Source organism: Qipengyuania marincola, assembly GCF_029688625.1.
GTDB lineage: Bacteria > Pseudomonadota > Alphaproteobacteria > Sphingomonadales > Sphingomonadaceae > Qipengyuania.
The window spans coordinates 342,918-363,195 of record NZ_JARULC010000002.1 but is presented as its reverse complement, the minus strand read 5'-3'; the positions used below and the strand labels follow the sequence as shown (position 1 = coordinate 363,195).

Genomic DNA, 20,278 nt, shown 5'->3' with positions numbered 1-20,278 from the left:
CGTCCGCCTTACGCGTGGCTGAAGATGTCGTGTTCGGGCCACCCGGCGATGTCGAGCCTCGCGCGCCAGGGCAGGAAATCGAAACAGGCCTGTGCCAGCTCCATCCGCCCCTCGCGCTCCAGCCTGCGATTGAGTTCCTCGCGCATGCGATGGAGGAAGCGAACATCGCTGGCGGCATATTCGCGCTGCGCCTCGTTGATGTCGGGCCCGCCCCAATCGGAGCTTTGCTGTGCTTTCGACATGCTCTCGCCGAGCAGTTCCTCGACGAGGTTCTTGAGGCCGTGACGGTCGGTGTAGGTGCGTATCAGCTTGCTGGCGATCTTCGTGCAATAGCAGGGTGCTGCCGTGACGCCGAGATAATGTTCGATTGCGGCGAGGTCGAACCGTGCGAAATGAAACAGCTTCAGGCGCTGCGGATCGCCAAGCACGGCCTTGAGGTTCGGCGCGTCGTATGTGCTTTCGGGGCCGAAGCGGACCAGATGCTCGTCGCCCTGGCCGTCGCTGATCTGCACCAGACAGAGCCGGTCGCGCGGGGTTATCAACCCCATGGTTTCGGTATCGACGGCCACCGGACCGTCTGCGAGGACGCCTGCGGGAAGGTCTTCTTCGTGGAAATGCACTGCCATGGGCCAAGGCCCTTAGGCCGATTGGGGATTGGTGGAAAGGGGTGCTGGCTTGCCGGCAACCGTCACCCTACCCTGATCGCGATGACCGAAGCGATCCCCGACAGCTGGAAACCGGTGCTGGCACCCGTTCTCGCAAGCGAGGGCGTGCGCGGGCTGTTCGGCTGGCTGCGCGAGGAGGAAGCGGCGGGAAAGGCGATTTATCCGCCTGAAGGCTGCCGCTTTCGCGCGCTGGAGCTGACCCCGCTCGACCGCGTCAAGATCGTCATTCTCGGCCAGGATCCCTATCACGGTCCAAGTCAGGCGATGGGCCTGTGTTTCGCGGTGCCGCAGGGCATCAAGGTGCCACCGAGCCTGGCGAACATCTACAAGGAGCTGGAAAGCGACCTCGGCATATCGCGGGCACGCCACGGCGACCTCACGTCATGGGCGCGGCAGGGGGTGCTTCTCCTGAATACCACGCTGACGGTCGAGGCGGGCGCTGCAGGAAGTCACGCCGGGCGCGGCTGGGACGCGATTACCGACGCCTGCGTCGCGGCTGTGGCTGCGCGCGCCGCCCCGAGCGTCTTCATCCTCTGGGGCAGCCATGCGCAGGCCAAGGCGAAGCGGATCGCCGCGCTGCGCGATGGCCGGCATTGCGTGATCGAAAGCCCGCACCCCAGCCCGCTGTCCGCCCATCGTGGCTTCTTCGGTTCGCGGCCCTTCAGCCGGGCAAATGCATTTCTGGCTGCAAACGGGCGGCAGACGATCGATTGGCGGGTGGAGCAGACTTTGGTTTGATCTCGGCCGGCTGGGCATCATCAGAAAATCGAATAACCCCCGTCGATTACTACCGAATCTCCGGTGTGGAACTTGCTGGCATCTGACGCGAAATAGACCGCGATCCCGGCAAAATCCGCGCCTTCGCCCCAGCGGCGCATGGGCACCCGGCCGATCGCCTTCTCGTTGAAGGCATCCCAGTTTTGCAGGCGCTCAGTCATTTCCGTGGCGATCCAGCCGGGCAGGACCGCGTTGGCGCGAATGCCATGCCGGGCAAGCTCCACCGCCGTGCCGCGCACCATCGCCAGCACGCCAGCCTTGGTCGCGGCATAGGCCTGGTTCTGCGGCGCGCCGTGGATGGCCGAGACGCTGGAGGTAACCAGCAGCGATCCGCCCTTGTCGCCATTGCCAGCGCGTTCGACCATGTGTTTGCTGGCTTCGCGGAAGGTCCAGAAAACGGCATCGAGATTGACCGTGGTGATCTTGCGCCACTGTTCGGTGGTCTGCTCGGTCAGAGGCGCGCTACCGCCGACCCCGGCATTGGCGATGCAGGTGTCGATCCGGCCGAGGCGCGCGAGACTTTCTGCCATGGCATCGACCACCGCCTGTTCGTTGGAGACGTCGACCTCAAGCGCCTCGATACGGGTTCCATGCGCCTTCAGTTGTTCCAGCGCCTTGGCGTTCTTACCCGTGTTGCGGCCCCAGATCGCGACGTCTGCTCCCGCGGCGGCGAGGCCTTCTGCCATGCCGAGGCCGATACCGCCATTGCCGCCGGTGACGACCGCGACCTTCCCGCGGAGGTCGAAGGGGTTGAATGCCATCTGCTGTCTCCTCTCGTCGCCACTCAACGCCAGCGGGCAGACGATTGCAAGATGCAACCTTCCCGCTAGGCTGTGCGCATGGCCGAGCTGATCCTGACCCACATCGCCGACGGTATCGCAACCGTCACCCTCAACCGTCCCGAAGCGATGAATGCGCTGTCGAAGGCGCTGCGCCACCACCTCTACGAAGTGATGACCGCGCTGGATGCCGACGACACCGTGCGCGCGGTGATCCTGACGGGCGCGGGGGAGCGGGCCTTTACCGCCGGACTGGACCTGAAAGAGCTGGGCAGCGAGGAGGGCGCGCTGGGCGCAGCCAATGCGGAAGGGGCGGACGAGAACCCCGTCAAGGCGATCGAAACCTGTCGCAAGCCGGTGATCGGCGCAATCAATGGCGTCGCAATCACCGGAGGATTCGAGGTCGCTCTCGCCTGTGACGTGCTCATCGCGAGCACGAACGCACGGTTTGCCGATACCCATGCGCGCGTCGGCATCGTTCCGGGTTGGGGCCTTTCGCAGAAATTGAGCCGGATGATCGGCATCAGCCGGGCCAAGGAATTGAGCTTCACCGGCAATTTCCTCGACGCCAAAACCGCCGAGCACTGGGGGCTGGTCAACCGCGTGGTCGCGCCTGACGAACTCCTGCCCGAAGCGCGCCGGCTTGCCGCCGACATGGCGAGCATCGATCCCGCTTTCCTCGCGCAATACAAGACACTGATCGACGAAGGCTACGCCGCGAGCTTCGACGAGGGTCTCGCGATTGAGCACCGGCTATCGTCTGCGGCCAACAGCGCGGTGAGTCCGGAAGAGGTCGAGGCGCGCCGTGCCGCAGTGCAGGAGCGCGGCCGTACGCAGGGGTAATGCATCCCATGCAACAGGAAATGCCAGCTTAGCGCTTCGCGGGATGACGGTTCCTGCGCATATCAGCCACATGGAACGGCAGCTCCCCGCCCGCCTGACCGGCCTCGCGCCGATCATCCTCCCACTCTTCGCCATTGCGCTCGCCCGTGCGATGACCTTTACCGAATGGGCGGCGGCCAATGCGGTACTGGCCGCGCTGCTGTTTGCCTGGATTGTCGCCGACAGCCTGTTGCTTGCAACGATTGCCAAGGCGAAGGATCGCAAGCCGGGCCTGCGCGCGATCCTGGGTGCAGGTGCCGCGGCGAGCGTCATCGTGCTGGTCGGTGCCGCCGCGCCGGTGCGCGAGGCGATTCACGGCATGCCCCCACTGCTCGCCGCCGCCGCGCTTACGCTTGCCCTGTTTGCGGCGTGGAGCGGGGCGCTGATTGTCCGCGCGCTCCTGCGCGGCGCTTCGTTCGAAGAGGCGGCCGTGGTCGTCCTACCTCCCAAGCTGGTCCGTTTCATGAGCGCGGAGTCGCGCGTCATGCGCCTGGCCCTGCTGGGCTGGCGGCGCGAGCAGGACATTCCGGAAGGCGCGCAGGGCTTTTCCTATCACCGCTTCCTGCTGCCGATGATTTACGTCTTTCTCGCGTTGCAGGCCATCGAACTGGCAGTGATGCATTTCCTGCTGATGCAATGGAACACGACGGTCGCGTGGCTCTGGTTCGCGCTTGGCGTGGCGGGCGGCCTCTGGATCATCGGTCTAGCGCAAGGCTTTCGCATCCATCCGGTGCTGCTGATGGAGCAGGGGCTGCGCGTGCGCAGCGGCGTGATGTCCGATGTGCTCGTGCCTTACGATGCCCTCGCCGCGATCGCGACGAGTTTCGGTGCAGAGGAGGTGAAGGCCGCCGATACGCTCAACCATGCGGTCCTCTCGTGGCCCAATGCCATGCTGGAACTGGACCGCGAGGTCACGGTGGTCCCGCTTATCGGTGCGGAGCGGACGGTCCGGCGCATTGCGCTGCGGATCGACGAAAGCGCGGCCTTTCTCGAGGCTCTTGCTGAACGCGCGCCGCGCTTGCGCGATTAAGCGTCCAGCGCATCTAGGATGAAGTCCGCGCGCTCTGCCACAGGGGCGCGCGGAAGCTCGATCGGCCGGTAGCCGAGGACGGGTAGCAAGCTCGCCAGATGCTCGTATTCCGAGATAGCTTCCGCGAGGCTATGCCGCCTCGCCTCGTCCTGTGCGAACAAGTCGGGCCACGGCGGCGCGAGGAAGACGCCACCTGAATAGGGGCGCTCATTGCCGAGCACGGTGCCGACGGCATCCCCGCCCAGCCGCTCCAGACCGGCCAGCGCATCGATCAGACCCCGGTCATAGAATACTGGCCCCGTGCTCGCCGCATGCCAGCCGAGATCGGCGCGCGCCATATCGACAGCAGCGGCGAGGAAACCGGACATGTCAGCCCAAGGCGTGATCCCGGCGGCAATCAGCCGCCGCCCCGGCTCACGCACGACCGCATGACCGCGCAGCTCCAGTTCCTCGAGCAGCGTCGATTTGCCGCCGCCCGAACAGCCGGTGACCAGAATATCGACCACGCGCCTAGCGCGGCAGCTGCGTCTCGCCCATCAGCGCCTTGTCGACGGCGTGCGCACATTGCCGCCCTTCGCGGATTGCCCAGACAACCAGGCTCTGCCCGCGCCGCATGTCGCCACAGGAAAAGACGTTCGGCTCGCTGGTGAGATACCATTCGGTATCCGCCGCGACATTGCCGCGCCCGTCGAGGTCGACGCCCGCCCGGTCGAGCAGTCCGCGCCGCTTGGGTCCGGTAAAGCCCATGGCGAGCAGGATGAGGTCGGCCTTCAGCGTGAAGGTGCTGCCCTCGATTTCCTGCATCTTGCCGTCCTTCCACTCGACGCGGACGCATTCGAGCCCGGCGACATCGCCGTTCTCCTCGACCACGCGCTTCGTCAGCACGGCCCAATCGCGGTCGACGCCTTCTTCGTGGCTGGACGAGGTGCGTAGCTTCACCGGCCAGTCGGGCCAGGTGAGCGCTTTGTCTTCGCTTTCGGGCGGCTTGGGCATGATTTCCAGCTGCGTGACGCTGGTCGCGCCCTGGCGGTTGCTGGTGCCGACGCAATCGCTGCCGGTGTCACCGCCGCCGATCACTATCACGTGCTTGCCGGTTGCCGTGAGCGAACCGCGCGGCGCAGCGCGCACCTCGTCGTCGCCTGCATTGCGCTTGTTCTGCTGGGTCAGGAATTCCATTGCGAGACGCACGCCGTTGAGCTCGGATCCCGGAATGTCGAGCATTCGGGCCTCTTCCGCGCCGCCCGCCAGCACGACCGCGTCGAAATTCTCCTGCAGCGCCTGGAAGCTGACTTCGACACCCACCTCGCTGCTGGTACGGAACTGGACGCCTTCGGCCTCCATCTGCACGGCGCGGCGATTGATGAGATGCTTTTCCATCTTGAAGTCGGGGATGCCGTATCGCAGCAGCCCGCCGATGCGGTCGCTTTTCTCGAAAACCGTGACGGCGTGGCCTGCGCGCGCAAGCTGCTGAGCGCAGGCGAGGCCGGCCGGTCCGCTGCCGATCACGGCGACCGACTTGCCGGTGCGGCGCTCGGGCAGCTGCGGCTTGACCCAGCCTTCGGCGAAGCCGCGGTCGATGATCGCGCATTCGATCGATTTGATCGTCACCGGGCTGTCCACGAGATTCAGCGTACAGGCCGCCTCGCACGGTGCGGGGCAGACGCGGCCGGTGAATTCGGGAAAGTTGTTCGTCGAATGCAGGACGTCGAGCGCGTTCTTCCAGTCGTCTTCGTATACCAGGTGGTTCCAGTCCGGGATGATGTTGTTCACCGGACAGCCGTTGTGACAGTAGGGAATGCCGCAATTCATGCAGCGCGCCGCCTGCGTGCGGAGCTCCTTCTCCGACAGCGGGACCACGAATTCCTTGTAATGCTTCAGCCGCTCCTGCGGATCGCGATAGGTGCGATCCTTGCGCTCGTATTCGAGAAAGCCGGTTTCCTTGCCCATTATTCGGCGGCCTCCATTGCCGCGGATTCGCGTTCGTCTTCGAGAGCCTTCAGCGCGCGCTGGTAATCGCGCGGCATGACCTTGCGGAAATTCTTCAGTTCTTCGGCCCAGTTGTCGAGCAGCGCCTTGGCCTTCGCCGACCCGGTATGCAGCAGGTGCCGCTCTATGAGGATCTTGAGCCGCGCGGCATCGTGATAGAGCGGGTCGCCCATGCCGGCATCGTCGACCGAACGGCCGCGCTGCTGCGGCTCTCCCCAGCTCCTTTCGGCTCCTTCGCCGTCGCCGGGCGTCACTTCCAGCAGGTCGACCTGCGCATGGTTGAGCAGCTTTTCGAACCGGCGTTCCGGATCATAGACGTAAGCGATGCCGCCGCTCATGCCGGCCGCGAAATTGCGGCCCGTATTGCCCAGCACGCAGACCACGCCGCCGGTCATGTATTCGCAGCCATGGTCGCCGGTCCCTTCGACCACCGCGACCGCGCCCGAATTGCGTACGCCGAAACGCTCGCCGGCGACGCCCTCGAAATAGGCCTCGCCCGCAATCGCGCCATAGAGCACGGTATTGCCGACGATGATGTTGTTGCCTGGCTTGCGCGGCGCCTCGTCCGGCTGGCGCACCACGATGCGACCACCCGAGAGCCCCTTGCCGACATAATCGTTGGCATCGCCGGTCAGGCTCAGCGTCACGCCATGGGCAAGCCATGCGCCGAAGCTCTGGCCAGCAACGCCGGTAAAGTCGATGCGGATGGTTTCAGGGGCGAGTCCGGAGTGGCCATGCGCTTCGGCGATCCGGCCCGACAGCATGGCGCCGACGGTGCGGTTTACATTGCGGATGGTGCGCGTCAGCTGGACCGCCTGTCCGCTTTCGATCGCGGGCTTGCAGGCTTCGATCAGCTCGACATCCATCGCCGCGGCGAGGCCGTGGTCCTGCGTTTCGGTGTGATAGGGCTTGCGGCCTTCCTCCAGCGGCACGGCATGGAGGATGCGCTTCAGGTCCACCCCATGCGCCTTCCAGTGGCGCTCCACCCGGCGCATGTCGATCCGGTCGACACGGCCAATCATGTCCTCGACCGTACGGAACCCCATGGTCGCCATGATCTGGCGCAGTTCCTCGGCAACGAAGAAAAAGTAGTTGATCACATGCTCGGGCGTGCCGACGAAGCGTTTGCGCAGCACCGGATCCTGCGTCGCGACGCCGACCGGACAGGTGTTGAGGTGGCACTTCCTCATCATGATGCAGCCTGCCGCGATCAGCGGCGCAGTGGCGAAGCCGAATTCGTCCGCACCAAGCAGAGCACCAATGGCGACATCGCGCCCGGTGCGAAGGCCGCCGTCGACCTGTACCGCGATCCGGCTCCTGAGGTCGTTGAGGAGCAACGTCTGCTGCGTTTCGGCAAGGCCAATTTCCCAGGGGCTGCCAGCGTGGGTGAGGCTGGTGAGCGGCGATGCGCCCGTGCCGCCTTCGTAGCCTGAAATGGTGACGTGGTCGGCCTTGCACTTGGACACGCCCGCGGCGACCGTGCCGACACCCACTTCGGAAACGAGCTTCACCGAAATACGCGCTTCCGGCTTCACGTTCTTGAGGTCGTGGATCAGCTGCGCGAGATCCTCGATCGAGTAAATGTCGTGATGCGGTGGCGGCGAGATGAGGCCGACGCCCGGGGTCGAATGGCGCACCTTGCCAATGCGCTTGTCGACCTTGTGGCCGGGTAGCTGACCGCCTTCGCCGGGCTTCGCGCCCTGTGCCATCTTGATCTGGATATCGTCCGAATTGACGAGATATTCAGTCGTGACGCCAAACCGTCCCGAGGCCACCTGCTTGATGCGGCTGCGCATCGAATCGCCATTGTCCAGCGGGACGAAGCGCTCCGGCTCCTCGCCGCCTTCGCCGGTGTTCGAGCGGCCGCCGAGGCGATTCATGGCGATAGCCAGAGTCGAGTGGGCTTCGTGGCTGATCGAGCCGAAGCTCATCGCGCCAGTGCTGAAACGCTTGACGATATCGACCGCGGGTTCAACCTCGTCGATGTCCAGCGGCTGTTCCGCCGGGGTCAGTTCCATCAGCCCGCGAATGGTCAGCAGGCGCTCGGACTGTTCGTTGATCGAACGCGCAAATTCATCGTAATTCTTCGCGTCCTTGCCGCGCACCGCGTGCTGCAGCTGGGCGACTGATTGCGGCGTCCAGGCGTGCGCCTCGCCGCGGATGCGATATTGGTAGATGCCGCCGACATCGAGCATGCCTTTGTACAGCGGATCGTCGCCATAAGCCTGGGCGTGGCGCAGAACGGCTTCTTCGGCCACTTCCTTGAGGCCGATGCCCTCGATGGTGGTGGCAGTGCCGGTGAAATAGGTATCGATGAATTCCGAATTGAGCCCGACCGCATCGAAGATCTGTGCTCCGCAATAGGACTGGTAGGTCGAGATGCCCATTTTGGACATGACCTTGAGGATGCCCTTGCCGACGGCCTTGACGTAATTCTTCGCCACGTCGGCGGCATCGAGTTCGGGAAAGCGGTCCGCGCGCAGAGCCTCGAGCGTCTCGAAGGCCACATAAGGATTGATCCCCTCGGCGCCATAACCCGCAAGCGCGCAGAAGTGATGCACCTCGCGCGCCTCGCCGGTTTCGATGACGAGCCCGGTCTGCATGCGCAGGCCCTGGCGCACCAGCTGGTGATGCACCGCGGCAGTGGCGAGCAGGGCGGGCATCGGAACCCGGTCCGGCCCCTGTTCGCGGTCCGAAAGGATCAGGATGTTGGCATCGCCCAGCACCGCCTCGGTCGCGGCCCAGCACATTTCCTTCAGCGCCATGGCGAGACCGTCGGCCCCGGTGCTTGCATCCCAGGTGCAGTCGATCGTGGCAGTGCGGAACGCGCCATCAAGCGCGATCTCGACCGAGCGGATCTTGGCGAGATCCTCGTTTGTAAGAATCGGCTGGGTCACTTCGAGGCGCTTGTGCGTGCCGCCATCGCGACCAAGCAGATTGGGCCGCGGTCCGATCATGGACAGCAGGCTCATCACCAGCTCCTCGCGGATCGGGTCGATCGGCGGGTTGGTGACCTGTGCGAAGTTCTGCTTGAAATAGTCGTAGAGCAGACGACTACGGTCGGACAGCACCGCAATCGGCGTGTCGGTGCCCATCGAGCCGATCGGATCCTCGCTGCCACGCGCCATCGGCTCGAGGAAGCGGGAGATGTCCTCTTGCGTATAGCCGAAGGCCTGCTGGCGCTGGAGGAGGGTCGTGGTTGCCTCGGGCGTGGCCGAAAGCTCCGGCTCGATGTGATCGAGGTCGCCAAGCTTGTACTGGGCCTTTTCCAGCCATGCCTCGTAGGGCTCGGCGGCGGCGAGGTCGGCCTTGACCTCCTCGTCTTCCACGATGCGGCCCTGTTCCAGGTCGATCAGCAGCATGCGCCCGGGCTGCAGTCGCCATTTGCGCGTAATGTCCTCGTCAGCGAAGGGGAGGACGCCGCTTTCCGAAGCGAGCACGACGAGATCGTCCTTGGTCGTGCACCAGCGAGCGGGGCGCAAGCCGTTGCGATCAAGGCATGCGCCGATCTGGCGGCCGTCGGTAAAACATACCGCGGCTGGCCCGTCCCAGGGCTCCATCAGCGCGGCGTGGTATTCGTAGAATGCGCGCCGAGCTGGATCCATCAGCTCGTTCTTGGCCCAGGCTTCGGGCATGAGCATCATCATGGAATGGGCAAGGCTGTAGCCGCCGGTCACAAGCAGCTCGAGCGCATTGTCGAGGCAGGCGGTGTCCGACTGGCCATGCGGGATCAGCGGCCACATCTTGTCGAGGTCGGCGCCCAGCAGTTCGCTTTCCATCGTGCGGCGGCGCGCTTCCATCCAGTTCACATTGCCGCGAACCGTGTTGATTTCCCCGTTATGCGCCATGAAACGATAGGGGTGGGCAAGCCGCCAGCTGGGAAAAGTGTTCGTGCTGAAACGCTGGTGGACGAGGCCCAATGCGCTGACGCAATCGGGGTCGCGCAAATCATCGTAGAATGTGCCCACCTGGTTCGCCAGCAGCAGGCCCTTGTAGACCAGCGTGCGACTGGAAAAGCTCGGGATATAGGCGGTCGAAAGACCCGGGATGCCGTGCTTGCGCTCCAGCGCGGCAAGCGGGTTCAACGTCTGCTTGCGGATGACCACCAGCTTGCGCTCGAAGGCGTCCTGATCGAGGCAATTGGTCCCGCGCGCGATGACGCACTGACGGATGACCGGCATCGAGTCGACGACTGCTTTCCCGAGGCCATCGAGCGTGGTCGGCACGTCGCGCCAGCCGACCACGGTCTGGCCCTCCTTGGCGGCGAAGCGTTCAAGCTGCTTCTCGACGAACTCCCGGGCCTCGGCCTGCTGCGGCAGGAAGCACATGGCGACCGCATAGTCGCCCGCTTCGGGCAAATCATGGCCATGATCGTCCGCCCACTTGCGGAACAGGGGATGGGGTATCTGCAACAGGATACCCGCGCCATCGCCCAGCAGCGGGTCGGCACCCACGGCGCCGCGATGGTCGAGATTGGCAAGGATTTCCAGCGCTTGGGTAACGATGTCGTGGCTCCTCGCGCCCTTGATATGCGCAACCATGCCGACGCCACATGCGTCGTGCTCATTGCGGGGGTCGTAGAGGCCCGTAACAGTGTGGGGCGACTGGCTGCCCATAAGCGAAGCGTCCTCCTCCGTGCCCGTGCCCTGCTTGCAATGCAGATGGCCGGGGACAGGTATTGTCGGGCGCGCACGCGCACACCCGCGAATTCATGCGAGGGATCGTCATGGCGGGGCGGACGCGTTTTTGCAACTGCGAAGGGCGAAGCAATATTTCATCTGGGCGAAGAATTACGCACAGAACGGCATATTCACGAGCGACCCGAGATGAGATTAGTTCGCGCCCGTTTCGTAGCGCAGATCCGCTTACTGGCCCTTGCTGACCTGCGAGAGGCGGTCGAGCGCGCTGCGCAGGCTGGCCTGGGCACTTTCTGGCGAGATGCGGCCCTTTCCTTCGGCTTCGGGCCGTTCGGCCTCGCGGCGCAGGAAGGCGACAACCGGATCGCGTTCGTCAGCAGGTGTTTCGGTCGAGATGTCCGCTGACTGGGTGGCCTGATGAGCCGCGAGCGCGGCTTCGAGGCGCGCAGTCAGCTGCGCCAGCGACAGGTCGCCCGGCAATTCCGTCCGCGAATCACCTCCTGGCCAGTCCTGCTCGTGTCCCATGTCCGGCGCCGTATCTTCGCTAATCTCATGGAAATCGGCGTCGACGGGTTCCGGGGATGACGGAGGCGCCGGATCGACCTCTTCCCCGGCGAGGTGCTCGCGCGGGTTGAACAACCGATGTCGCGTGCTTTCGCCGTCGACGGCCTGGGCCTCCTCGGCTGCCTCAGTTGCGTCGCGGTCGAGCATGTCACCGTCTTCCGCTTCGTCGACGCTGTCGCCGAGATAGGTCAGGGCAGGCGGTTCCAGATCGGCAGCTTCATTTTCGTTCGCTGCGGTCCAGCGGGCGCTTGCCGTTATCCGGCCCCCGATCAGCAACCCGATGAGGAGCCCGAGCAGCGCTGCGATTGCCGCCAGCAAGAGCTTGGCAAAGAAAGTGTCGGCGACCACAGAATCGAGACCGAGCAACGCGCTGGCGCGCGAATGGATAGGGGCCGGAAGGACATAAGTGCCTCCACCCAGCAGGACGGCGAAATATACTCCCACGGCCCAGCGGAACACCGGGCGACGGGTCAGCGGAACCGTGTTCGGCTGATCGTCTGTCATTCCCGGCCTGTCCCTTGTGCCTGCGCCTCGAACGGGCTCTCGGCCCGTCCATCCTGCGATCTGCCTAGCAGGTCTTGGTAAACAGCGAGATAACGATCGACATTCTTCCCCCAGTCGTGATGGCGCGAAACATGGTCGCGGGCGCGATCCCGCATGGCCGGCCAACCGGCACTCGATCCGATGAATCGGCTGAGAGCATCGGCCATTTGCGCCGGGTCATCGGGCGGAAACAGAAGCCCGGTAGTACCGTCATCGATCAGCTCGCGATGCCCGCCGACATCGCTTGCTGCCACGATCCGGCCCTGTGCCATGGCTTCGAGCGGCTTCAATGGCGTCACGAGGTCGGTCAGGCGCGATTTCTTGCGCGGATAGGCCAAGATATCGATCAGCGAGTAGTAGCGATCAACCTCGTCATGCGGCACCCGGCCGGTGAAAATTATGCTATCACTCGCAAGCAACGCCGCGGCTTGCGCGCGCAACGCCGCCTCCATCGGACCGCCCCCGACCAGCAGGAGCCGGGCATGCGGCTGCGTCTCGCGCAGCCGCGGGAGCGCAGCGATCAGGTCGTCGAGACCCTCGTAGTCGTAAAAGCTGCCAATGAAGCCGATGACAGGCCCTTCGCCCAAGCCGAGCCGTCTCGCCAGAGCCTCGTCGCGCGGTGGTGGATCGCCGAACAGTGCAAGGTCCACACCATTGGGCGACAGGCCGATCGCTGTGCCGTCGTGACCACGACTTACGAGATCGTCGCGCAGACCGGCGCAGATCGTGAACACGGCATCGGCGGCCGCGACGACACGGTTCTCGAGCGCGCGGGTTAGCCGATATTTCACCGAGCCTTCGCGTCCGGTTCCGTTGCCCACCGCCGCATCTTCCCAGAAGGCGCGGATCTCGTACACGAATGGCAGGCCGAGCGTCCGCGCGGCGCGCATGCCCGCCATGCCGCACAGGGCAGGCGAATGCGCATGCAGGACGTCCGGCCGCCAGTCGCGGGCCAGTCGCTCGATACCGCTCTGCAGGCTTGCGATCTCGCGCCACTCGCTCAGCCCGGGAAGTGTGGGTGAGGGTGGATCTGTCCGGTGGAACCTGAGCCCGTCGATGGTCTCGACTGGCGGACCCTGTGCCCCATGGCGCGGGCCGGTAATGCCTCGCACCTCGATCCCTTTGGCTTGCAGGCTCTTCAGGATCGCCCGCGTCCGGAAGGTATATCCCGAATGCATGGGCAGCGAGTGGTCGAGAATATGCAGGACGCGGGTCATTTGGCGATCTATTTGACACAACAGGCTTAACGCTGCGTCAACCACGCGTTGGTATGGCACCGAAAAGGAAGACTGCGCCTCCCGTGATCGACTATCTTGCCCTTGGTTTGACGCATGTGCTGCTGATGCTGGCCCTGCTGCGCATCATGGTGCGGCCGGATCTCGACAGCGAAAACCTGCTGGCGGAAGAGCCCGAGACGGTCGCTCCGCCGACTCTGCGCGAAAAGCGGCGCCAGAGGCATGCGCGAAAGCGGGGCCGCAATGCTTGACCTCGCGCTGTTTATCACCGTCATGATCCTTTTCGCGCTCGGCGTGCGGCGCCCCTATCTGTGGGTACTGGCCTATCTATACATCGATATTCTCGCCCCGCAGAAGATCAGCTGGGCGCTGCTGGCGGCAATCCCTGTTTCGCTGATTGCCTTCCTGCTCGCCTTTGCCGGTTGGATCGTCGGCGACCGCAAGGCGGACACTCGCTTCAGCCTGCGCCAGGGCCTGTTGCTGGCCCTGCTGGTGTGGTGTTTCATGACCCTGCAATGGGCGGATTTCCCGGAATTCGGGCAGGCGAAATGGGACTGGGTGTGGAAGGCGCTGGTCTTCGCGATCTTTCTTCCGGTGACGCTGACCACGCGCCTGCGCATCGAATCGGCGCTGCTGGTCATGGTGCTGACGGCGGGCGCGATCATCATTTCCGCAGGCATGAAGACGGTGCTGGGCGGCGGTGGCTACGGTAATCTCTACCTCTTCGTGAACGACAATTCGAACATCTACGAAAGCTCGACCCTGGCGACGGTCGCAATCGCCATCATCCCGGTGATCCTCTGGCTGGCAAGGCATGGCACCGTGTTCCCGGCCGACTGGCGGGTGAAGACCTTCGCCGGCCTGCTGATATTCGCCTGCCTGATGATCCCGATCGGCACCGAAGCCCGCACCGGGCTGATCTGCATCGCCGTCCTCGGCCTGATGCTGCTGCGCGACGTGAAACGCCGCGCCCTCTACCTGTCGGCAGCGGCGGTCCTCGGCCTTGCGGCGATCCCCTTCCTTCCCGACAGCTTTACCGAGCGCATGTCGACGCTCGGCTCGGTGCAGGAGGATCAGTCGGCATCGACTCGTATGCAGGTCTGGGGCTGGACCCTGGACTATGTCGCCGAACGTCCGCTCGGCGGGGGTTTCGATGCGTATCGCGGCAACAGCTTCACGTATGATCTGCCCGTGGTGGAACAGGACGGGACGACCGTTTCGGTCGAATATCGCGAGATCACCGATGGCGCGCGCGCCTATCATTCGTCCATCTTCGAAATGCTCGGCGAACAGGGTTGGCCGGGATTGTTCCTGTGGCTCGCCCTGCATGGGATCGGGCTGTGGCAGATGGAAAAGATCCGCAAGGGCTGGCGCCAGCGATCCGCAAAGGCAGAGCAATGGCAGGCTCCGCTGGCCACAGCGCTGCAGGTTGCACAGATCATCTATCTGGTCGGCGCGACCTTCCAGGGAATTGCATTCCAGCCCTTCATCCTGATGCTGGTGGGGTTGCAGATCGGACTGTGGACTTACTGCCAGCGGCGCGAGTCGGCCAAGCAGGAGGCGGAGCGGAAGGCCATGCGCGAAGCCCGCCGCGCCGCCTCCGCCACGCGTCCCGCCATGCCGTAAGGGCAGCATCGGCGCGGTTGCGCGCCCTTGCTGCATGCGCCATGAGTCCCGCCGCACGCGCGGCGCAGAGTCGCGCATAACCGCACGATTTCGCGAAGAGGAGACGCGTATGAGCCCGCAGGAACTGGCCGAGAAGGTCGGCGAACACATCGGCACCAGCGAATGGGTCGAGATGAGCCAGGAGCGCATCAACCAGTTCGCCGATGCCACCGGCGACCACCAGTTCATCCACATCAACGAAGAAGCCGCCAAGATGACGCCCTTCGGCGGCACCATCGCGCACGGCTTCCTGACGCTCTCGATGATCCCCTATCTCGGCGCCCAGTCCGACATGCCCAAGATCGACGGCGTGAAGATGGGCGTGAACTACGGCGGCAACAAGACGCGCTTCATCTCGCCGGTCCGCAGCGGCAAGCGCATTCGCGGCCACTGGAAGCTTGTCGAGATGATCGAGAAGCGCCCCGGCCAGTGGCAGCAGACCAGCGAGATCACGATGGAGATCGAAGGCGAGGACAAGCCCGCCCTCATCACCGAGTGGATCACCCAGCTCTTCGTCTGATTTCCCCCTCCTCCCCGGCGAGGATCAGGCACCTCTAGCAATCCAAGGAACTACCCATGCGTGACGCAGTCATCGTCTCCACCGCCCGCACCGCCATCGGCCGTGCGTACAAGGGCGGCTTCAACGACACCAAGGGCCCGACGCTCGGCGCCTATTCGCTCAAGCCCGCGATCGAGCGCGCCGGCATCGAAGCCGGCGAGATCGACGACGTGCTGTGGGGCGCCGCGCTCCAGCAGGGCACGCAGGCCGGCAACCTCGCCCGCCAGGTCGCGCTGCGCGCCGGCTGCCCGATCGGCACCAGCGGCATGACCATCGACCGTCAGTGCTCTTCGGGCCTGATGAGCATCGCAACGGCTGCCAAGCAGATCATCACCGATCGCATGGATGTGGTTGCCGCCGGCGGGCAGGAAAGCATTTCGCTGGTACAGACCAAGGAAATGCGCGTGATGCCCGATCCGGAGCTGATCGCGATGCACGGCGCGATCTACATGCCGATGCTGCAGACTGCCGAGACGGTCGCCCAGCGTTATGGCATCAGCCGCGATGCGCAGGACGAATACGCCCTCCAGAGCCAGCAGCGCACCGCAGCCGCTCAGGAAGCCGGCAAGTTCGACGACGAGATCGTCCCCGTTTCCACCACGCACAAGGTGCAGGACAAGGAAACCGGCGAGATTTCGGATGTCGACATCACTATCGCCAAGGACGAGGGCAATCGCCCCTCGACCACGCTGGAAGGCCTTCAGGGCCTGAAACCGGTCATGGGCGAAGGCACCACGATCACCGCCGGCAACGCCTCGCAACTGTCCGACGGTTCTTCGGCCTCGATTCTGATGGAAGCCAAGGTCGCCGAGCAGAAGGGTCTCGAACCGCTCGGCCGTTATGTCGGCATGGCAGTCGCGGGTACCGAGCCCGACGAAATGGGCATCGGCCCGATCTTCGCTATCCCAAAGCTGCTGAAGCGTTTCGACCTCAAGGTCGAGGATATTGGCCTGTGGGAGCTCAACGAAGCTTTCGCGGTGCAGGTGCTCTATTGCCGCGACAAGCTCGGCATCGACAACGACATCCTCAACGTCAACGGCGGCTCGATCTCGATCGGCCACCCCTATGGCATGACCGGCGCGCGCTGCGTCGGCCACACGCTGATCGAGGGCAAGCGTCGCGGTGCCAAATACGGCGTCGTCACTATGTGCGTCGGCGGCGGCATGGGCGCAGCAGGACTGTTCGAGATCTTCTGATCTGAAAGGACTTCACGATGACCGAGCGGTGGCCAAAACTCGATTACGAGGCCGACCGCCCGGTCATCGAAAGCCTGCACGCGTATCTTCAGGTGATCGGCAAACTGCCGACGCGAGCGCTCCCGTGGTGCAACCATAGCTGGCATCTCGCCATGCGCGTGGTGCCGCGCGGGTTCCGGACCTACCCGTTCGAGACAGCGTCTGGCGAGGCGGAAATCCTGCTCGACTGCCTGAGCGGACAGGTCGAAATCGAGACGACGGGCGAGCGCGGCGCAATCCGTCTGCAAGGGCAAACCGTGGCCGACTTCCACGCCGCGCTGTCGCACGAATTGTCCGAACTCGGCATCGCGACATCGATCGACGGCGGACCCAATGAAGTGGAGGATGCGGTACCTTTCATGCGCGACGACCGGCCGCGCGCGTGGGACCCCGACACTGTCCGGCGCATCCATCGTGCATTCTCGGATGCCAACCGGGTCTTGGAACGCTTCCGCACCGGGTTCGTCGGCAAATCCTCGCCCAGCCACCTGTTCTGGGGAAGCTTCGATCTCGCGGTGACACGGTTCTCGGGCCGCACGGCTCCGCTCCACCCGGGCGGCTTTCCCAACCTGCCAGACCGCGTCACGCGCGAAGCCTATAGCCATGAGGTCGCGAGCGCAGGTTTCTGGCTCGGCGGCGGCGGTGTCGATGAAGCGGCCTTTTATTCCTACGGCTATCCTACCCCGACGGGGCTCGGCGACAGGGCGGTCCGGCCCGACACTGCCTATTGGCAGGCAGAGCTTGGCGAATACGTACTCCCCTATGCCGCGGTTCGCGCAAGCGGGGATCCCGAGGGCGTGCTGTTGCAATTCCTCGAGGACGCCTATGCCGCGGTCGCGGATCTCGGCCAGTGGGACCGGGGCGCACTCGAGAACCCGATCGGCGAATTCGGAAAACCCTACGATGTCGAAGCGCAGCGTGACGGTGCCGGCTGAATTGCTGCCGGCTCAGCGGCGCACGATGCGGCCCGAGCCATTTCGTTCGTGACGTAGCACGCGCTCGGCCGAGCCGTAGCGAATGAGGCCCGAGCCGTTGAGGACGGCGTCGAGCTCGCCCACCCGGTCGGCCTCGATCGTGCCCGATCCGTTGATCGCCGCATCGAGCTTCGCCAGCGAGGGGACACGGATCGAACCCGACCCTTCGATATCGGCATCGACATAGGACGGCTGCGCCCGGGTCAGGTCGATTTCACCGGATCCGCCGATCAGAGCCGTGATGCGTGCGGTGCGTCCGTTCATTTCGATACTGCCGGACCCGCCGATCACCAGCTCGATTTCGCGGGCAGACCAGTCCTCGAAGCGCACGTCGCCGCTCGCGTTGATCGACACCTTGTCGAGGCGCGGGACGACCAGTTCGGCGGTAATTCCCGTTCGCGTGCGAAAACTGCCGGTCGTGTCGAGAGTCAGCGCCCTACCGTTGGCGCGCGCACGTACGAGACCGATGATATTGTCGTCCGCCGTCACGGTAAGCGATCGCGTTGCGCCTTGTCGGACGATCACGTCGACCGGCCCATCGATAGCCAGGCGCTCGACGTCGCCGATCGGCAGGTCCCGGGACACAATGGTCCCCGATCCGATGATCATCTCGTTGCCATATCCATAGGACGATGCGCGATACTGGCTTTCGCTGCCTGCTATCGCCGTGCCGCAGGCGGCCAATGCAGCCATTGCGCCGATCATCGTTGCTGCCGGAACTTTTCTCATCACAACCTCTCTTGTCTACATATGTAAACGCTAGGGCCTGTCGGGCGGGCTGGTCAAGGCGCGTGACGGCATTCCGTCGGGTTGCGAATGTCGTTGGACGAACCCTGCGAAACAGGACTATGCTTCCGGTGATGGGCATCATGGAGATCATCGGGGTTGCCGGAAGCGTCAGCCTGCTGGCGGGTTGGCGTCTTTATCTCTGCATTTTCGCCACGGGCCTCGCGATGCGGCTCGATGTGCTGCCATTGCCCGAACATCTCGCCAGTCTCGATGTGCTGGCCAGTCCGTGGGTGATGAGCATCGCCGCGCTTGCCGCCGTGGCGGAATTCTTCGCCGACAAGGTGATGTGGCTCGATTCCATCTGGGACGCCGTCCACACCTTCGTCCGCCCCATCGGTGGTGCGCTGCTGGCACTGGCGATCGTCGATCCGTCGGACCCGGCAGTGCAGGTCGTCGCCTTCCTGCTCGGCGGCGGTGCGAGCTTTGCTGCGCACGCAGGCAAGGCCGGAGCGCGCGGCGTGGTGAATGCCAGCCCCGAACCGGTGAGCAACGTTGCCGTTTCGACGGCCGAAGACGTGGCGACGATCGGCTTGCTGTGGGTTGCCTACGAATATCCGGTCATCGCTGCGGTCATCGCAGTGCTTCTGCTCGGCCTGACGATCTGGCTGCTCGTGCTTGCACGCCGCCTGCTCGGAAAGCTTTTCGGCAGCAGGGACAACCGGCCGCCAGTCTAAGTGCTCTTACCCATGCGCCGCGATGAATTCCTCGACTACCGGGGCGATTTTCGTGCGCCAGCGGCTGCCGTTGAAGATGCCGTAATGGCCAGCACCTTCTGCCATCAGATAGCGCTTCTTCGATGCGTCCAGTTCGGGCGTCAGTTCCAATGCGGCGCGGGTCTGGCCGAGGCCCGAGATATCGTCTCGCTCGCCCTCGATCGCAAGTAGCGCGGTGTCGGTGATATCGCCCAGATCGATGCGCTTGCCGCGGTGCATGAAGGTGCCGTTGGGCAGCGAGTGGTCCTGGAATACCTCCTGCACGGTCTGGAGGTAGAATTCTGCGGTCATGTCGGCAACGCTACGATATTCGTCGTAGAAATCCTTGGTCGCTTGCGCGCTTTCCTGGTCGCCGGCGGTCAGGTGTTTGAACATCTCGTAATGGCTCATCATGTGATTGCCGAGATTCATGCTCATGAAGCCGGCCAGCTGCATGAAGCCGGGATAGACCCGCCGTCCCGCTCCGCGGTACTGCATGGGTACCGTCGCGATGACATTGTGGCGAAACCATTCGATCGGACGGTCCATCGCGAGGTCGTTGACGGTCGTCGGCGAACAGCGCGTGTCGATCGGCCCGCCCATCATCGTCAGTGTCTTCGAGGTGCAGGGATGCTTGTCGCGATTCATGATCGCGGTCGCGGCGAAGACGGGGACGGAGGGCTGGCACACTGCCATCACATGTGCACCTTCACCGATATGCTCGAGGAAGCCGATCACGTAATCGATATAGTCGTCGAGGTCGAACTCGCCTTCGTGCAGCGGCACCGTCTTGGCATCGGCCCAGTCGGTCACGAACACGCGATATTTCTGCAGCATCCGCTCCACCGTGCCGCGCAGCAGCGTGGCGAAATGGCCGCTCATCGGCGCAACTACCAGCAGGCGCGGCGCATCTTCGGGCAAGCCTTCGCGGAAGAACTCCTTCAAGTCGCCAAAGGGACGATTGACCACCGTGGCCTCGACCACCGGGTCCGGGCGTCCGTCGACCTCGATTGCCTCAATGCCCCAGGCCGGCTTGCCATAAGGCGCGGCCGCATGGGCGAATACTTCGAGCGCGCTCGCCGCGGTGGCGCCAAGGCCCATGTAGCCCATGGGGCCGATGTAATTCACCGGATTGGCCGGATTGGAGAGCATCTCCGCCCCGATCGAAGCCCATGCGCTGGCGGAATTGAGCCAGCTGCGCTGCAGCTCATAGGCGTGGTAAAGCATGATTTTCCCCTGCTGGCCGGTAATTCTGCGGCCGTAACC

General features: G+C 64.3%; 18 protein-coding genes. 9 read left to right on the top strand and 9 right to left on the bottom strand.

Features of this window, described 5'->3' with window-relative positions:
• Positions 1 to 8: 8 nt before the first annotated feature.
• Positions 9 to 626, bottom strand: a complete 618-nt coding sequence (locus P8Q88_RS06980) for a ribonuclease D (protein ID WP_278323127.1) — start codon at positions 624 to 626, stop codon at positions 9 to 11.
• Positions 627 to 707: 81 nt separating this feature from the next.
• Here P8Q88_RS06980 and ung point away from each other — a divergent pair, with 81 nt between their 5' ends.
• Complete coding sequence (gene ung / locus P8Q88_RS06975) at positions 708 to 1,403, top strand: uracil-DNA glycosylase (RefSeq protein WP_278323126.1); 696 nt, start codon at positions 708 to 710, stop codon at positions 1,401 to 1,403.
• 20 nt (positions 1,404 to 1,423) lie between these two features.
• Here ung and P8Q88_RS06970 read toward each other — a convergent pair whose 3' ends face one another.
• Positions 1,424 to 2,203: an SDR family NAD(P)-dependent oxidoreductase gene (locus tag P8Q88_RS06970; RefSeq protein ID WP_278323125.1), complete on the bottom strand. Its 780-nt coding sequence runs from the start codon at positions 2,201 to 2,203 to the stop codon at positions 1,424 to 1,426.
• Positions 2,204 to 2,281: 78 nt separating this feature from the next.
• Between P8Q88_RS06970 and P8Q88_RS06965 the strand changes: the two genes are divergently transcribed.
• Both P8Q88_RS06965 and P8Q88_RS06960 read left to right on the top strand, forming a co-directional pair.
• Positions 2,282 to 3,064 (top strand): enoyl-CoA hydratase, encoded by a 783-nt coding sequence (locus P8Q88_RS06965; protein WP_278323124.1) that lies wholly within the window; start codon positions 2,282 to 2,284, stop codon positions 3,062 to 3,064.
• 43 nt (positions 3,065 to 3,107) lie between these two features.
• Positions 3,108 to 4,133, top strand: a complete 1,026-nt coding sequence (locus P8Q88_RS06960) for a hypothetical protein (RefSeq protein ID WP_278323123.1) — start codon at positions 3,108 to 3,110, stop codon at positions 4,131 to 4,133.
• Here the strand turns inward: P8Q88_RS06960 and P8Q88_RS06955 are convergent.
• The 5 genes from P8Q88_RS06955 to P8Q88_RS06935 all read right to left on the bottom strand — a co-directional run bounded on the left by P8Q88_RS06955 (position 4,130) and on the right by P8Q88_RS06935 (position 13,080).
• Positions 4,130 to 4,639: an AAA family ATPase gene (locus tag P8Q88_RS06955; protein ID WP_278323122.1), complete on the bottom strand. Its 510-nt coding sequence runs from the start codon at positions 4,637 to 4,639 to the stop codon at positions 4,130 to 4,132. The genes P8Q88_RS06960 and P8Q88_RS06955 overlap by 4 nt on opposite strands.
• Before the next feature lie 4 nt (positions 4,640 to 4,643).
• A complete protein-coding gene (locus P8Q88_RS06950; RefSeq protein WP_278323121.1) occupies positions 4,644 to 6,080 on the bottom strand; it encodes a glutamate synthase subunit beta in 1,437 nt (478 codons plus the stop codon).
• Positions 6,080 to 10,735 (bottom strand): glutamate synthase large subunit, encoded by a 4,656-nt coding sequence (gene gltB, locus P8Q88_RS06945; RefSeq protein ID WP_278323120.1) that lies wholly within the window; start codon positions 10,733 to 10,735, stop codon positions 6,080 to 6,082. The genes P8Q88_RS06950 and gltB overlap by 1 nt, the downstream gene beginning before the upstream one ends.
• A gap of 249 nt (positions 10,736 to 10,984) precedes the next feature.
• The gene (locus P8Q88_RS06940) at positions 10,985 to 11,824 is read right to left on the bottom strand and encodes a hypothetical protein (RefSeq protein WP_278323119.1); all 840 of its coding nucleotides are present in this window, start codon (positions 11,822 to 11,824) and stop codon (positions 10,985 to 10,987) included.
• Positions 11,821 to 13,080 carry a TIGR04063 family PEP-CTERM/XrtA system glycosyltransferase gene (locus tag P8Q88_RS06935; RefSeq protein ID WP_278323118.1) on the bottom strand — a complete coding sequence of 420 codons (1,260 nt, stop codon included), beginning with the start codon at positions 13,078 to 13,080 and terminating at the stop codon, positions 11,821 to 11,823. Before P8Q88_RS06935 ends, P8Q88_RS06940 begins: the two co-directional genes overlap by 4 nt.
• 83 nt (positions 13,081 to 13,163) lie before the next feature.
• Here P8Q88_RS06935 and P8Q88_RS06930 point away from each other — a divergent pair, with 83 nt between their 5' ends.
• The 5 genes from P8Q88_RS06930 (at position 13,164) to P8Q88_RS06910 (ending at position 17,492) form a co-directional block, all read left to right on the top strand.
• Positions 13,164 to 13,349, top strand: coding sequence for a hypothetical protein (locus P8Q88_RS06930; RefSeq protein ID WP_278323117.1), 186 nt, complete (start codon positions 13,164 to 13,166; stop codon positions 13,347 to 13,349).
• Entirely contained in the window at positions 13,342 to 14,724 is a 1,383-nt protein-coding gene (locus P8Q88_RS06925) for a DUF5935 domain-containing protein (RefSeq protein ID WP_278323116.1), read from the top strand. Before P8Q88_RS06930 ends, P8Q88_RS06925 begins: the two co-directional genes overlap by 8 nt.
• A gap of 109 nt (positions 14,725 to 14,833) precedes the next feature.
• The gene (locus P8Q88_RS06920; RefSeq protein ID WP_278323115.1) at positions 14,834 to 15,283 is read left to right on the top strand and encodes a MaoC family dehydratase; all 450 of its coding nucleotides are present in this window, start codon (positions 14,834 to 14,836) and stop codon (positions 15,281 to 15,283) included.
• A gap of 56 nt (positions 15,284 to 15,339) precedes the next feature.
• The gene (locus P8Q88_RS06915) at positions 15,340 to 16,518 is read left to right on the top strand and encodes an acetyl-CoA C-acyltransferase (RefSeq protein ID WP_278323114.1); all 1,179 of its coding nucleotides are present in this window, start codon (positions 15,340 to 15,342) and stop codon (positions 16,516 to 16,518) included.
• Between the two features lie 17 nt (positions 16,519 to 16,535).
• On the top strand, positions 16,536 to 17,492 hold the full coding sequence (locus P8Q88_RS06910) for a DUF5996 family protein (protein ID WP_278323113.1): 957 nt from the start codon (positions 16,536 to 16,538) through the stop codon (positions 17,490 to 17,492).
• A gap of 12 nt (positions 17,493 to 17,504) precedes the next feature.
• Here P8Q88_RS06910 and P8Q88_RS06905 read toward each other — a convergent pair whose 3' ends face one another.
• Positions 17,505 to 18,260 (bottom strand): GIN domain-containing protein, encoded by a 756-nt coding sequence (locus P8Q88_RS06905; RefSeq protein WP_278323112.1) that lies wholly within the window; start codon positions 18,258 to 18,260, stop codon positions 17,505 to 17,507.
• A gap of 131 nt (positions 18,261 to 18,391) precedes the next feature.
• Here P8Q88_RS06905 and P8Q88_RS06900 point away from each other — a divergent pair, with 131 nt between their 5' ends.
• Positions 18,392 to 18,994, top strand: a complete 603-nt coding sequence (locus tag P8Q88_RS06900; RefSeq protein ID WP_278323639.1) for a DUF4126 domain-containing protein — start codon at positions 18,392 to 18,394, stop codon at positions 18,992 to 18,994.
• 6 nt (positions 18,995 to 19,000) lie between these two features.
• On the opposite strand, the gene P8Q88_RS06895 is transcribed toward P8Q88_RS06900, so the two are convergent.
• Positions 19,001 to 20,239 carry a polyhydroxyalkanoate depolymerase gene (locus P8Q88_RS06895; RefSeq protein WP_278323111.1) on the bottom strand — a complete coding sequence of 413 codons (1,239 nt, stop codon included), beginning with the start codon at positions 20,237 to 20,239 and terminating at the stop codon, positions 19,001 to 19,003.
• Positions 20,240 to 20,278: the final 39 nt, after the last annotated feature.

Coding starts and splice junctions, on each gene's coding strand:
- P8Q88_RS06935 (WP_278323118.1), bottom strand. CDS start 13,080: ATGACCCGCGTCCTGCATATTCTCGACCACTCGCTGCCCATGCATTCG.
- P8Q88_RS06920 (WP_278323115.1), top strand. CDS start 14,834: ATGAGCCCGCAGGAACTGGCCGAGAAGGTCGGCGAACACATCGGCACC.
- P8Q88_RS06970 (WP_278323125.1), bottom strand. CDS start 2,203: ATGGCATTCAACCCCTTCGACCTCCGCGGGAAGGTCGCGGTCGTCACC.
- P8Q88_RS06910 (WP_278323113.1), top strand. CDS start 16,536: ATGACCGAGCGGTGGCCAAAACTCGATTACGAGGCCGACCGCCCGGTC.
- P8Q88_RS06925 (WP_278323116.1), top strand. CDS start 13,342: ATGCTTGACCTCGCGCTGTTTATCACCGTCATGATCCTTTTCGCGCTC.
- P8Q88_RS06950 (WP_278323121.1), bottom strand. CDS start 6,080: ATGGGCAAGGAAACCGGCTTTCTCGAATACGAGCGCAAGGATCGCACC.
- P8Q88_RS06915 (WP_278323114.1), top strand. CDS start 15,340: ATGCGTGACGCAGTCATCGTCTCCACCGCCCGCACCGCCATCGGCCGT.
- P8Q88_RS06895 (WP_278323111.1), bottom strand. CDS start 20,239: ATGCTTTACCACGCCTATGAGCTGCAGCGCAGCTGGCTCAATTCCGCC.
- P8Q88_RS06940 (WP_278323119.1), bottom strand. CDS start 11,824: ATGACAGACGATCAGCCGAACACGGTTCCGCTGACCCGTCGCCCGGTG.
- P8Q88_RS06900 (WP_278323639.1), top strand. CDS start 18,392: ATGGGCATCATGGAGATCATCGGGGTTGCCGGAAGCGTCAGCCTGCTG.
- gltB (WP_278323120.1), bottom strand. CDS start 10,735: ATGGGCAGCCAGTCGCCCCACACTGTTACGGGCCTCTACGACCCCCGC.
- P8Q88_RS06905 (WP_278323112.1), bottom strand. CDS start 18,260: ATGAGAAAAGTTCCGGCAGCAACGATGATCGGCGCAATGGCTGCATTG.
- P8Q88_RS06980 (WP_278323127.1), bottom strand. CDS start 626: ATGGCAGTGCATTTCCACGAAGAAGACCTTCCCGCAGGCGTCCTCGCA.
- ung (WP_278323126.1), top strand. CDS start 708: ATGACCGAAGCGATCCCCGACAGCTGGAAACCGGTGCTGGCACCCGTT.
- P8Q88_RS06965 (WP_278323124.1), top strand. CDS start 2,282: ATGGCCGAGCTGATCCTGACCCACATCGCCGACGGTATCGCAACCGTC.
- P8Q88_RS06960 (WP_278323123.1), top strand. CDS start 3,108: ATGACGGTTCCTGCGCATATCAGCCACATGGAACGGCAGCTCCCCGCC.